This is a genomic window from Acinetobacter sp. P1332 (genome assembly GCF_044057475.1).
In the GTDB taxonomy this organism is placed as follows: domain Bacteria; phylum Pseudomonadota; class Gammaproteobacteria; order Pseudomonadales; family Moraxellaceae; genus Acinetobacter; species Acinetobacter johnsonii.
The window spans coordinates 1,185,181-1,197,755 of record NZ_CP171157.1 but is presented as its reverse complement, the minus strand read 5'-3'; the positions used below and the strand labels follow the sequence as shown (position 1 = coordinate 1,197,755).

16 protein-coding genes and 1 tRNA gene are annotated in these 12,575 nt (G+C 42.5%); all 17 read right to left on the bottom strand.

The annotated features are described in order from the left end of the window. Positions 1-14: 14 nt before the first annotated feature. The 17 genes from ACFN7Z_RS05810 to moaA all read right to left on the bottom strand — a co-directional run bounded on the left by ACFN7Z_RS05810 (position 15) and on the right by moaA (position 12,380). Positions 15-626 (bottom strand): DapH/DapD/GlmU-related protein, encoded by a 612-nt coding sequence (locus ACFN7Z_RS05810; RefSeq protein ID WP_004982112.1) that lies wholly within the window; start codon positions 624-626, stop codon positions 15-17. Next, entirely contained in the window at positions 619-1,215 is a 597-nt protein-coding gene (locus ACFN7Z_RS05805; protein ID WP_010327065.1) for a YigZ family protein, read from the bottom strand. The genes ACFN7Z_RS05810 and ACFN7Z_RS05805 overlap by 8 nt, the downstream gene beginning before the upstream one ends. 246 nt (positions 1,216-1,461) lie before the next feature. Then, positions 1,462-2,208, bottom strand: coding sequence for an LPS export ABC transporter ATP-binding protein (lptB, locus tag ACFN7Z_RS05800; RefSeq protein ID WP_004696348.1), 747 nt, complete (start codon positions 2,206-2,208; stop codon positions 1,462-1,464). Then, positions 2,208-2,774 (bottom strand): lipopolysaccharide transport periplasmic protein LptA, encoded by a 567-nt coding sequence (gene lptA, locus ACFN7Z_RS05795; protein ID WP_010327067.1) that lies wholly within the window; start codon positions 2,772-2,774, stop codon positions 2,208-2,210. Before lptA ends, lptB begins: the two co-directional genes overlap by 1 nt. After that, complete coding sequence (lptC, locus tag ACFN7Z_RS05790; RefSeq protein ID WP_005400648.1) at positions 2,764-3,306, bottom strand: LPS export ABC transporter periplasmic protein LptC; 543 nt, start codon at positions 3,304-3,306, stop codon at positions 2,764-2,766. The genes lptA and lptC overlap by 11 nt, the downstream gene beginning before the upstream one ends. Before the next feature lie 34 nt (positions 3,307-3,340). Beyond that, positions 3,341-3,880 carry an HAD family hydrolase gene (locus ACFN7Z_RS05785; protein ID WP_004982122.1) on the bottom strand — a complete coding sequence of 180 codons (540 nt, stop codon included), beginning with the start codon at positions 3,878-3,880 and terminating at the stop codon, positions 3,341-3,343. Between the two features lie 3 nt (positions 3,881-3,883). Continuing rightward, the gene (locus ACFN7Z_RS05780) at positions 3,884-4,861 is read right to left on the bottom strand and encodes a KpsF/GutQ family sugar-phosphate isomerase (protein ID WP_010327068.1); all 978 of its coding nucleotides are present in this window, start codon (positions 4,859-4,861) and stop codon (positions 3,884-3,886) included. Between the two features lie 271 nt (positions 4,862-5,132). Beyond that, complete coding sequence (locus ACFN7Z_RS05775; protein WP_010327069.1) at positions 5,133-5,876, bottom strand: adenosylcobinamide-GDP ribazoletransferase; 744 nt, start codon at positions 5,874-5,876, stop codon at positions 5,133-5,135. Further along, positions 5,876-6,478 (bottom strand): histidine phosphatase family protein, encoded by a 603-nt coding sequence (locus tag ACFN7Z_RS05770; protein WP_010327070.1) that lies wholly within the window; start codon positions 6,476-6,478, stop codon positions 5,876-5,878. The genes ACFN7Z_RS05775 and ACFN7Z_RS05770 overlap by 1 nt, the downstream gene beginning before the upstream one ends. A gap of 2 nt (positions 6,479-6,480) precedes the next feature. After that, on the bottom strand, positions 6,481-7,533 hold the full coding sequence (gene cobT / locus ACFN7Z_RS05765) for a nicotinate-nucleotide--dimethylbenzimidazole phosphoribosyltransferase (protein WP_010327071.1): 1,053 nt from the start codon (positions 7,531-7,533) through the stop codon (positions 6,481-6,483). Then, positions 7,530-8,048 carry a bifunctional adenosylcobinamide kinase/adenosylcobinamide-phosphate guanylyltransferase gene (gene cobU / locus ACFN7Z_RS05760; protein ID WP_010327072.1) on the bottom strand — a complete coding sequence of 173 codons (519 nt, stop codon included), beginning with the start codon at positions 8,046-8,048 and terminating at the stop codon, positions 7,530-7,532. Before cobU ends, cobT begins: the two co-directional genes overlap by 4 nt. Continuing rightward, on the bottom strand, positions 8,039-8,686 hold the full coding sequence (locus ACFN7Z_RS05755) for a 2'-5' RNA ligase family protein (RefSeq protein WP_029575060.1): 648 nt from the start codon (positions 8,684-8,686) through the stop codon (positions 8,039-8,041). Before ACFN7Z_RS05755 ends, cobU begins: the two co-directional genes overlap by 10 nt. 147 nt (positions 8,687-8,833) lie before the next feature. Next, positions 8,834-8,909: transfer RNA gene (locus ACFN7Z_RS05750), tRNA-Gly, on the bottom strand. A gap of 64 nt (positions 8,910-8,973) precedes the next feature. Further along, positions 8,974-10,395: a cysteine--tRNA ligase gene (gene cysS / locus ACFN7Z_RS05745; protein ID WP_010327074.1), complete on the bottom strand. Its 1,422-nt coding sequence runs from the start codon at positions 10,393-10,395 to the stop codon at positions 8,974-8,976. 189 nt (positions 10,396-10,584) lie between these two features. Next, positions 10,585-11,082: a molybdenum cofactor biosynthesis protein MoaE gene (locus tag ACFN7Z_RS05740; RefSeq protein ID WP_010327075.1), complete on the bottom strand. Its 498-nt coding sequence runs from the start codon at positions 11,080-11,082 to the stop codon at positions 10,585-10,587. 1 nt (position 11,083) lies between these two features. Further along, positions 11,084-11,350, bottom strand: coding sequence for a MoaD/ThiS family protein (locus tag ACFN7Z_RS05735; RefSeq protein WP_010327076.1), 267 nt, complete (start codon positions 11,348-11,350; stop codon positions 11,084-11,086). Between the two features lies 1 nt (position 11,351). Next, on the bottom strand, positions 11,352-12,380 hold the full coding sequence (moaA, locus tag ACFN7Z_RS05730; protein WP_029575061.1) for a GTP 3',8-cyclase MoaA: 1,029 nt from the start codon (positions 12,378-12,380) through the stop codon (positions 11,352-11,354). Between the last annotated feature and the right edge of the window lie 195 nt (positions 12,381-12,575).

Sequence of the window (12,575 nt, the reverse complement as noted above, 5' to 3'; positions counted from 1 at the left end):
TATTCTTTGATATCTTAATCACGTAAACGAATAAACTGAGCAGGATTGCCAGCAACAATCGATTGCTCCGCGATATCTTTGGTTACCATACTATTCATTCCCACCACTGCATGTGCACCAATTTTCACTCCATCTTTCACGCCCACATGCGCACCCAACCAAACATCCCGTCCAATTTCTATCCCTTGTGAACGCACAGGTTGTTGATAAATCGGATTACTGAGTGCCATGCCATGATCAAAGGCATATAAGTGACAATAAGCCGCAATACGCACTTGATCATGTAACTTAATCCCCACACGACCACCATCTAAAATACAATGGTGGTTGATCGCGACTTCGCTGCCAATATCTAAAGGCCCATGCAAAGTACAATCGGCAGCAATAAACGTGTTGTCCCCAATGACAATTTTTCGACCAGGCTCTGCAAATATGTGTGCCAATGGAGAAATAAAACAGTTTTGACCAATTTCAACGGTTTCCATTTCCATTAGATAAGCTTGGTATTCTTGCTGCCACTCTTCCGCCCACACGCGGTTTTTAGGCTTGAGCGACCAATACAACCAGGGCATATAGTTTAAGCGGTGCTTATGCTGCTCACGATATTTTAATAAGGGATCAGTCATGATGGTCATCCACAATTTTTAACGCTTCACGTCCACGGGTTACATCTTGTATTTTAAGTGCGAGCGCTTCAATCTGATGCACTTGTAATAATGCCTCTACAAGCACGCCATCCGCAGTATATTGCTCATTAAATTCAATCTGCTGGCTATTCAGCTCGTACTGGAAAATCGCCCATTCATTAAATTGGCAGGCAAAATACACTTTTTTCTTCTCAATAAGCTCTATTTTTTCAGCCAACAGTAAACACTGTCCTGCTGTTCCACCATAAGCACGTACCAGCCCGCCTGTACCTAACTTGACACCACCATACCAACGATTGACTAAAACCAAAATATTGGTTAGTTCATTGCCTTCAATGGTCGCTAAAATAGGACGACCTGCAGTACCTGAGGGTTCACCGTCATCATTAAAACGAACATTGTGGCCAATTTTCCATGCCCAGCACTGATGCGTGGTACCGATATCTTTATATTGCTCTAGAAAATCTTTAACAGCTTGTTCATTTTCTACAGGCACAGCAAAAGCTTGAAAACGACTTTTTTTAATGTCTTCTTCATAGCTCACTAAACTAGAGATGGTAAATGGCATAGCGTAATTTTTAAAAATTTCACAAAAAATTATAACGTATTTTCAATCAGCTATCGTATGAAAATGGCTTTTCGCTTTAAGCCCACACAAAATAAATAGATATGCATCCTATGTAGCATGCTGAAAGAAGTGATTTCAAAAGGATGATAGAAAGGGAATGCCCTATTCTTAATTCAATACAAAGCGATGGATTAAAAATATGAGAGGGAAATCTGCGCCAATTATTTTCATTGGCGCAGAATAATCTTATACAGTGAAATCATCACCAAGATAAACTTGACGCACGGTTTCATTGGCTAAGATTTCATCTGGAGAGCCTTCAGCAATCACCGCACCCTCACTCACGATATAAGCACGTTCACAAATCGCCAAAGTCTCACGAACGTTATGATCTGTAATTAGAACGCCAATACCACGGTCTTTTAGAGTACGAATAATATCTTTAATGTCACCCACTGAAATTGGGTCAACCCCAGCAAAAGGCTCATCGAGTAACATAAATTTTGGATCGGCTGCAAGTGCACGTGCAATTTCAGCACGACGACGTTCACCACCAGATACACTCATACCCAATGAATCTTTAATATGGCTAATTTTGAAATCGGCCAGCAATTCATGCAGACGCTGTTTACGTTGTTCTTTGTTCAGGTCTTTACGCGTTTCCAAAATCGACATAATATTTTCAGAAATGGTGAGTTTTCTAAAAATTGATGCTTCTTGAGGTAAGTAACCAATGCCTTTACGCGCACGTTCATGCATGGCCAAATCAGACATGTCTAGGTCATCAAGATGAATTTCACCTTTGTCCATACGCACCAGTCCAACCACCATATAGAAACTGGTAGTTTTCCCTGCACCATTAGGGCCAAGTAAACCTACGATTTGTCCGCTTTGCATGCTAAACGATACATCTTTCACTACCCAACGCTTACTGTAGTTTTTCGCAAGATGCTTAATACATAGGGTTTGTGGCTGATTGAGAGTTTGCTCCATTAGTCACGCGCTCCTGGGAAGGATTGAGAACTTGAAGGTGGAATCACAATTTGAACACGACCACTCGACGAACCACTGTTATTTGGTGTACCAATCGCTTCGATGTCACCTTTGTTCATACTATAACGCAATGTATTACCGCGAATACTGGCACCATCTTGTTCTAGAAGTGCACTGCCCGATAAGGTAATAATGCCTGTTTCTGCATTATAAATAATTTTTTGCGCCTGACCTTTGGCAATACCTTTATTGGTACTGACTTGCTGCTGGAAACGTGCAGGCTTACCATTGGCCGTAATGGTGCTAATTTGACGGGTTTGATTTAAATTGGCAACAATTGAATCTGCTTGTAGTTTCATCGTACCCTGTTCAATGATGACATTGCCTGTGTACGTCGTAACACCAGTTTTTTCATTAAACGTTGCTCGATCTGCCACCAACGAAATCGCTTTACTACGGTCACTTGGTAGTGCTAAAGCAAAAGTTGAAACAGCCACACCTAAACTCAGTGCAAGTGTTTGCTTGAGGAAAGTTTTAGAAATAGAAAATTTTGGATTATGGTTCATACTTCCCTCGAATATGGAAAAAGTCATATTGACCCGTATTTAAATTCGCTTTTAAGCCCTGACTAACAAATTCGGCTTGTGGTGTCGTAACAACCACTTGATGCTGAGATTCAAGTTCACGCGTCTGTGGAAACGCAGTCAATTCTGCGGTCTCAAACTGCATCTGACCTTGATCCAACATTTTCTTTGCAACCACTTGGTTTGTCAGAACGACTTTTTCGTTGTCGTTGATGCCATTGGCTTGCTTGGCATAGAAAGTCGCATCCACTTTTCCATCTTTATACATCTCAGCATTTAAGTTCTCTAACTTAGAGGTCTTCTTTTGCATGTCCTGCTCAAGACGATCTACTTTTGCGCGGACGTATAAATTACCCTCCTCATCTGTTTGAGTCAGTTGGATCTGCTCAGCAGAATAGGTCATGCTTTGCGCACCATCGACCTCGAGCTTTTGCCCTTTTCCGCTGTAATAGTAATAACCACTACTGATAGCCGCAATGGCTACAGCAGTGATATATAAAACTTTAGTATCCATAAATGTTAACTAAACTCTCATGCATGCATACAGATTAATGCGGGACTGCGGTGTACTTTTCAAGTAAAGTTTCGTATACACCTTTGGCTTGTAAAATCATATCGCAGATTTCACGTACCGCGCCACGTCCACCCATCGCTTGAGTTACCAAATCGGCACGGCGACGTACTTCTAAATGACCATTTGGCACGGTCACTTTCATGCCTGCAATGGCAAATGCAGATAGGTCAGGCCAATCATCACCCATGTATAAACAATCTTCGGGTGAAATACCAAATTTTGCACAAGCCTCGCGCAATGCAACACCTTTGTCTTCACGGCCTTGATAAACAAGGTCCACGCCCAAATCAGACATCCGTTTTTCTACGATCTGACTTTTACGTCCTGTGATAATAATCACTTTCACACCAGCTTGCTGAACCAGTTTCATACCTAAGCCATCACGGATATCGAAAGATTTGATTTCGTCTCCCGAGTTAGTCAAAGTCACAAAACCATCACTTAAAATACCATCAACATCCAAAACTAGAGCTTCTACATAACGCGCTTGTTCTAACAAAATATAAGAAGCCATTTTTTAATTTACCCCAGCTTGAATCAGGTCATGCATACTCAAAACACCAATGACTTTATTGCTCTCATCAACAACGACAAATTGGTTAATTTTCTTTTCATTCATTCGCTCTAAGGCTTCAACAGCACGTGCTTCCGGTGAAATCGTCAGCGGGCTCTTAATCATCACATCAGACACCGCCAAGTTCACATCAAAACCTTGCTGTTTATCAATCAAACGGCGTAAGTCACCATCGGTAAAAATTCCTAATAGACGGTCATTTTCATCTACAATTGTGGTTAAACCTAGGCGTTTATTAGAGATTTCATACAGAACTTTGTTCATTGCTGTATCTGGAGACACTTTCGGTAGTTCGTCTCCAGTGTGCATTAAATGCTTCACATGTAATAACAAGCGTTTACCCAAAGCACCCGCAGGATGCGAGCGTGCAAAGTCATCTGAAGTAAACCCGCGTGCATCTAACAGTGCAACAGCCAATGCATCACCCAAGGCTAAAGTCGCCGTTGTACTCGATGTTGGTGCTAGACCTAATGGACAAGCTTCTTGAATATTGCCCAACGTCAGCGCCACATCAGCATTCTGTGGCATCGGCCCACGGTCATCCCCACTGATGGTAATTAAAGGCACACCCAAATATTTGATCAAAGGCATCAGCATCATGATTTCATCACTCTTGCCTGAGTTTGAAATCGCAATCAACACATCACCTGCAACCAACATCCCCAAATCACCATGCCCCGCTTCACCTGGGTGCATAAAGAATGATGGCGTACCTGTAGAGGCAAATGTGGCTGCCATTTTTCGGCCAATATGCCCTGATTTACCCATACCAGTAATGACTAAGCGACCTTTGCACTTTAAGATAATTTCACAAGCACGGCTAAAACGATCATCGATTTGCTGAGCAAGTACCGAGAGTGCCTGACGCTCTATCTCTAGTGTTTCTAAAGCAACTTTTTGGAAATCAATGGGATTTGACATATTTTCAGAATTCAACGTTGTTTTACCTGAACCGTGTGACGAAATGAAACATCAGCACATAAAAAATAATTTTCGCAATTTTATCATATCTCTGTAGACAACTAGCGCGGAAATCTTTGGATTTTCACAACATATCTACAAATGTGTTTTGCTGATGATGAAAGACCTTTGTTTCAAATGCATATAGCTCGCTACCTTTTTATTCTTTTTTCTTTCGGCAACGCATGACTGCACAACTTTCACACTGAGAGGCTCTTATATATCCCCTAACTTAAGTGAAATAAAAAGTAGCCATCACAAAACTAAAGAGTGTCGCTAATTCAATCATTTCAATACTGGCACCAATGGTATCTCCCGTCACACCGCCAATACGCTGTATAAATTTATACCGCAAATACCACAGTACCAGATAAAAAGTGGCAATCACCACAGTACCAACCCATGCCCAATACAAAGCCACCAAAGGCATCAGCAGTAAAAGTGCCATTGCAATTGGTCGTGCTAAATGTTGGCTCAACTGACTGCCGAGTCCTTTATCGCGCACATAGTCTGTACTTAAAAAGAAGAATAGCGGTACGAGACGTCCTAAGACAGGAAATAAAATGAGTGCGCTATAACACTGCTGCTGCAATAACACACACAGTGCAGACCACTTTAATATGCATACCACAATAAGACTGAGTACACCTATCGGCCCACAACTCGGATCTTTCATGATCTCAAGTGTGCGTGCTTTATCACCAAAACCACCGATCCAAGCATCGGCAGTGTCGGCTAAACCATCCAGATGCAAACCACCCGTCAACCAAATCCATAACACCAGAATCACACTGCTTAACAGCACAAGTGGCAAAGCATGCAATAACAGGGCGATCCCATATAGAATTCCTCCCATAAGCAAACCCACTACAGGATAAAACAACAATGCCTGCGCATTTTGCTGAGGCGTTGGCATTACGCTTAGGCGAACTGGAAAGGTCGTTAAAAACTGTAATGCAATCCAAAACGGTGTCATTACACGTCCTCACTTTGAATAAACTGAAGCTGCCCTTGATCGAATACAAAGCAGTTCAACTGCCCTAACTCTGCTGACATTTTTAAAAGATCATTATCATGCTGTTTCAGCGCTTGGCATTTTAAGAGTTTAATCACTCCACCATGGGAAATAATCAATGCGCGTGTCCAGCCCTGCGCATACATTTGCTGAGTCAAGGTCTCTACTGACTCTAGAACACGACTTTTAAATGTCAATAAACTTTCCGCCTGAGGCGGGGTAAAGCTTAACGGTGTTTGCCAAAATTGAGCCAATTCATCTGGGTAGAGTTGATAGAGTCGCTCAGTCGACTGAGCCTCCCATTCCCCAAAATCCATTTCTTGCAAATTCGGTTCTATATACAAAGGAAGCTGTTTTTGCTCCGCCCACTGCTCTGAAAATAGACGGCAGCGCTGTAATGGTGAGCTATAAATGACATCCCACGCCTGACCAGTCTGCTCAGACTGTGTTATGGTAGATCGCATTTGCGCCCATCCTTTCGCAGTCAAAGCATCATCCGTTCTACCCCGTAGAGTATGGCTTAAATTAGTTTCGCCGTGGCGTAGGAAATCTAAATACAACATCCTTAAACTTTCTCACCAATCACGGCTGCTTCAGCAAATGTTGCCATCTCATTGTGTAAGCGACAGGCGAGTTTGATCAACCCCAGTGCAGCTCCTGCTCCACTGCCTTCACCCAAACGTAGGTTCAGCTTCAATAAAGGCATCGCTTTAAGTTCTTCTAATAAACGGACATGACCATATTCAGCCGACTGATGCCCAAAGAGCATCCAAGCACGAACCTGTGGATTTAAGCGTACTGCGAGCAATGCCGAAACGGTACTGATAAACCCATCTACCACCATTGGCAGCCTCAGTTGTGCACAGCGAATATACGCGCCTGTCATGGCTGCAATTTCAAGTCCACCCACTGCACATAAGGCTTTAAACGGATCGTTATCGACATATTGGGTATGCAATGCAAGTGCTTGATCAATCACTTGTTTTTTATGTATTAATTGTTCAGTACGGATACCTGTTCCAACACCCGTGAGCTTTTCAGCAGGTTCAGCCAATAAAAAACAAGCCACGGCTGAGGCTGAACAGGTATTTCCAATGCCCATCTCACCCGCGACATAGATATCTGCCCCATAAGCGATGGCATCTTCCACACTTTTTTGCCCCAAAGCAAAAGCTGCTTCACATTCAGCTTCAGTCATGGCTTGGGTTTGAGCAAAGTTAGCCGTCCCCGCGCGGATGCAGTGGCGTTCAACCCCGACATATTCATACGCTTCACCGACTGAACCACAGTCGATGACTTGTAACTTGGCTTGATACTCTTTGGCAATCACACTAATACACGCCCCGCCAGTTGCGAAGTTCTGCAACATTTGACGTGTCACCGCTTGTGGGTAGGCAGAAATATTTTCTTCCATCACCCCATGATCACCTGCAAAAATTGTAATCCATGGGCGGTCAATCTTGGGTTTTACAGTGTTTTGCAAACTAGCTAAGGTCACTGCAACCGATTCAAGCTCCGACAACGAGCCTGTCGGTTTGGTCAACTGTGACTGGCGTGCTAGGGCTTGAGGCAATACAGACTCACTCGGACTTTGACATGCTTCTAACCACCAACTCACACTTGCTCTCCTTTTAAAATCATTGGAAATCCTGCTACGCAGAACACCACTTTTGTTGCAATTTGACCTAACTGCTGATGCAATCGCCCTGTTTCATCAACAAAACGTCGGCTGATTTGTCCCATTGGAACCACACCTAAGCCTGTTTCATTGCTCACTAAAATCAGCTCGGACTGTAAATTTCCGACAACATCTAACAACTTCTGGCATTCTTGAACTTGCAAATCTGGGTCAGCATGCATCAGTAAATTACTCATCCATAAGGTCAGGCAATCAACCAAAATGGTTTGGTTTGGGCGATCTAATTTGAGCAACTGCTCTGCAAGATAAATGGGTTCTTCACACAGCCCCCAATCTTCGGGTCGTTGTTGCTGATGGTGTTGAATACGCGCTTGCATCTCCCCATCCAAGGCTTGTGCTGTGGCGACATAGATCACAGGCTGCGCCAGCTGTTGGGCAATCTGCTCCGCCAAGCGACTTTTCCCCGAACGTGCACCACCTAAAATCAGTTGCATTGCGCATTCCCCAACTCAATTTGTGTCTGTGAAAACAATGCCCCTTGTAGGACATGGGACTGATAAAAACCAAACGTGAGCTTTGAGACATTTAAGCTATACCTAATATCTTCAATTTCAGCCATACGTTCCAATACATGATCACTACCCACTGCTTCACGGTATAGACCTAATGTAATATGTGGACAATAACTTAATGCTGCGACTTCCTGCGAGGTTTGCAGCAATGTTTTTCTAATTTTATCCAATACGCCTGCGCTATCATCCACTTTTAAAAATAAGGCACTTTCAAAACTATTTAATCCACCTATCTGTAACTGAAAAGATTCTAGCTTTAATTTTTTAAGGCGTTCAAGCTGCTGATTCAGTTGCACTCGACTAAAGTCATCCGACTGTGTTGCCTGTTCTACCCAAAAACCTGCAACAAATAAAGTGATATGAAACTGCCGTTGATTTGATTGATAAAGCAAATCTGAAAACTGCTCACGAAGCTTTGTTAAATAGCTGATCAAAACGGGATCATCCACTTCAATATACCAAAGTGCATAGCGTTCTCGTCCCAAATGCCATTCAGGATAGTCTCGAGCTTCGGTCGGTACTACAGTACTATTGGGTTGAAGAAACACAATTTTATTCACAAATGAAGATGAATGATTTAAGCATATTTTTGTCAAAATTATGGGCTGAAACGCCGAGATAATTTCACATTTAAATGAATTATTTTCAATACACTCAAATTACAGACATAAAAAAACCCCAAGTTGAACTTGAGGCTTTTTAAATTTTGGAGCGGGAAACGAGACTCGAACTCGCGACCCCAACCTTGGCAAGGTTGTGCTCTACCAACTGAGCTATTCCCGCAATATGGATGTGCATTATAGAGAGTTTCATCAAACTGTCAACACTCTATAATGCAATTGCTGAATTAATCAGCGCGGCGCCAGATTGTCCCTTGGCGAGTGTCTTCCAAAACCACACCTTGATCCAACAAAGACTGACGAATTTCATCCGCTTTGGCAAATTCTTTCGCTTTTTTCGCATCTTGACGTTGTTGAATCAAATCTTCAATTTGCTCTTCAGACAAAGCCAAAGCCTCTTGCCCAATATCAGACTTCAGGAATTCTTCAACATTGTGCTGAACCAAACCTAGAATATTGGTTAAATGACGCAAAGTTGCATAGTAAATCGCAGCTTGCTCAGTTTGTTGCTCTTTTACGGCACGGTTCAATTCTTTGTTTACTTCAAACAATACCGCAATGGCTTCAGCGGTATTGAAGTCATCACGCATGGCACTATTGAAACGCTCAAGCAATGTTTCATCTAAGGTATCGACTTGTGTATCGCCATAGGCTTGTTGATAAGCTTTGAATGAATGATAGAAACGTGACAGCGCTGTTTTTGCTTCTTTTAAAGCAACATCAGAGAAATTCACAGGGCTACGATAGTGTGATGACACAATGAAGTAACGAATCACTTCAGGGTGGAACTTATCCATCACATCACGAATGGTAAAGAAATTGCCCAATGACTTCGACATTTTCTCACCATCAACGTTGATAAAACCGACATGCATCCAATAGTTGACATACTGCTCGCCAGTTGAAGCCTCAGACTGTGCAATTTCATTTTCATGGTGCGGGAACATGAGGTCCGAACCACCACCATGAATGTCAAAATGGTTCCCTAGGCAGCAAGTCGACATGGCAGAACATTCAATGTGCCAACCCGGACGACCTTTGCCCCATGGCGAAGCCCATGCAGGTTCATTTTCTTTGGCATGTTTCCAAAGTACAAAGTCAAAGGGATGTTTTTTCTCAACTTCAACATCAACACGTTCAGATGCACCCGCTTGCATATCTTCCAATTTACGTCCTGAAAGACGACCATATTTAGCGAATTTTTCCACTTGGAAATACACATCACCATTGGCAGATGGATAAGCTGTACCCTTTTCAACCAGATTACCAATCATGCTTTGCATTTGATCAATATAATCCGTCGCACGCGGTGCTTCATCTGGATGTAGGCACCCTAGATTTTCAGCATCTTCATTCATCGCTTGAATAAAGCGGTCTGTCAGCTGCGTAATCGACTCGCCATTTTCATTGGCACGTTTAATGATTTTGTCGTCAATGTCGGTAATGTTACGTACATATTTAACGCTCCAACCTTGGCTACGCAGGAAGCGAATAATATAGTCAAATGCAACCATCACGCGCGCATGTCCAATATGACAGTAGTCATATACCGTCATACCGCAAACATACATATCAATATGCCCCTCAACACGAGGTACGAATTCTACTTTTTTGCGTTGCTCTGAGTTATATAGAACAAATGGTTGCATAGCGATTCAAAAGACTTCAAATATAAGAATGGATCATCTTAACCTAAGCATTATTTTTCATAAAGTTTTCAGAAGATTTTTCTTTCAATTATCTCGCCGCTTTTCATTTATACGCAACTATTTCCAAATTTCCATTATCCAAATCTTAAACGGGTTACTGGTAAATATTGGCATTGCATGATGCATTTACTAGGGATGAACATGTACATGCTCGCAATGCTCATGGCTATGAGGTTTTGGCGCTTCATGATCTGTTCGAATACAGCAACCCTCGACATACTGACTGGTACCGTCCATATAAAATTCCTCTTTCCATACAGGAACTTCATGTTTCACCCGTTCCACCGCTTCCTCGCAGGCTTGGAAGGCTTCACGGCGGTGCGCGGCATAAGCCATCGCAATAATGGCAGTATCGCCAATATCTAAAGCGCCAATGCGATGCACCACCCGAACATAAGACACGCCATATTTTAATTGGATCTCTTGTTCAATTTGACGAATCATTTTTTCAGCGACAGGTGCATAAGCGGTATATTTCAATGCTTTTACAGCTTTACCTTGATGGTGATTTCGCACCGTACCAATGAATATGCCTATGCCGCCGCACTCAGGAAAATGCTGGATGCCATCAAAGTCATTTTGGCTAAAAGTCACGGTTTGAATCCGTGGAAATTGTTTTAATTCCATCTCAACCTCCTGCCACAGGGGACAACAACACCAAAGTACAATCTCGACTTAAAATAGTCTGCCTTGGAATAATGTCTTCACCGATTGCACAGGCACAGCGCTCCAATACTGTGTGGACATCTGGGTACTGAGTAACGAGATCCTTTAAAACCACCGTAACCGATGAATCAGGCTCGCATTGCAGCATTAAATTAGGGGGTAACTGGCGTTCAATCGCACCAAAAGCTTCAATCTTCACTTTAATCACGTTGTTTAATTCCTGAGTCATCCTAACCTCCAATCATATGCATACTGATTTTTCGCACGGGCTGATGCAACTGCTGTTTTTGAATAGCATGAAAGCCTTGCTCTTTATGCCAAACATAAGTTGAAAGTTTACTTTCTAAAACAAAGGGTTCATGCTGATTGAGCTGGGCAAGTTGCTGAATATCTGACTTTAAATTTAAGCCTTGCTTGGCAAAAAGACAATTATAAAACTCACCTTGCGCATTCAACCGTAGTCGATCACACTCCCCACAAAATGAGTTGCTAATGGTAGAAATAATCCCAACCTTCTCACCATCTACCCGATAACTACGTGCAGGATTGGCACCTTGTCCTTCAAGCACTTGCACCGTAAATTGCGAGCTGAGTTGGGACAAAATCTCTTGTTCAGTGACGACATCGGCTTGCGACCAATTTTGATCGCCATCCAAAGGCATAAACTCAATAAAACGCAGTTCTACCTTTTGCAGCTTTGCCCACTGAACCAAAGGAACAATTTGATCGTCATTGATGCCTTTCATCAGCACGGTATTGATTTTGATGTTAAAACCAACCTGCTGTGCGACCTGAATTCCTTCCAGCACTGTATGTAATTGTTTTTTAGTGAGGTGTTGAAATTGTTCGGCATCTAGACTGTCTAGACTAATATTTAAATCATCCAGCCCTGCTTGCTTTAAAGCAGCGGCATATTGTTTTAAATAGTGACCATTGGTGGTCATGGAAATACGCTTCAGCCCCTGTTTTTTTAGGCTTTGTAGCTGTTCGATAAAATGCACCACACCTTGGCGCATTAACGGTTCACCGCCCGTGATACGAATTTGCTCAATGCCATGCTGCACCATAAATTTGCAAAAATGGTAGAGTTCTTCAAAGCTGAGCAAGTCGTGCTTTTTCATCCATTCGGGATGTTCGGGCATGCAATAGACGCATTTAAAATTACAACGATCCGTCACAGAGATTCGTAGTTTGCGCTTTTCACGTCCAAACTGATCTTGGAATACTCTAACTGCGGATACATGGGTCATGCTGTTCATCTGTCTTACCTATGCGTCCTTTGAGCGGTGTCGGTGCAGTTCATATTTCACGCCCTATTTTCTAAAGTATAAATTGCAATAACTGTTCCAACTTTGTGCACTTTTTACATTTTGAGTATTTTCAGTTCACCGCCGTAATGAGTGATCACTGCTACATACGTTTATAATCTAAATAAAATAACGACTCCCATAAAT